The 312-nt window shown below is 68.9% G+C and carries 1 pseudogene; it reads right to left on the bottom strand.

The features are described 5' to 3' along the window. Positions 1-312 (bottom strand): annotated as a pseudogene (locus tag RB628_RS41840) (hypothetical protein); the annotation flags it as partial.

The raw sequence follows: 312 nt of genomic DNA, 5'->3' as shown, positions 1-312 counted from the left end.
GGTGGCGGCGGGCCTGACTGATCGGATAGACCACGGCGGGCAGCGTGAGGCCGAGACAGATCAGCAGGACCGCGATCGCCGGGGAGGTCACGCTGAAGACGCACGGCGCGGAGACCAGCGAGGAGCACCGCGCGTGGTCGGGCACGAGCTGAAGGCCCAGGCCGAGGGAGAAGAGGACCGTGACCTTGTACGCCGCGTAGACCAGCGCGAACACGCAGCCTACGGCTGCCAGCCGTAGGCCAATCCGAACGCTGTTCCTGCGGGTCGACTTCGACTGCCGCAGGGCCTGCCGCAGGAAGTCGACGATGGCGA

The sequence above is a fragment of the Streptomyces sp. ADMS genome, assembly GCF_033441795.1.
In the GTDB taxonomy this organism is placed as follows: domain Bacteria; phylum Actinomycetota; class Actinomycetes; order Streptomycetales; family Streptomycetaceae; genus Streptomyces.
The sequence above is the reverse complement of the archived record's forward strand: the minus strand, read 5'-3'. Positions and strand labels throughout refer to the sequence as shown.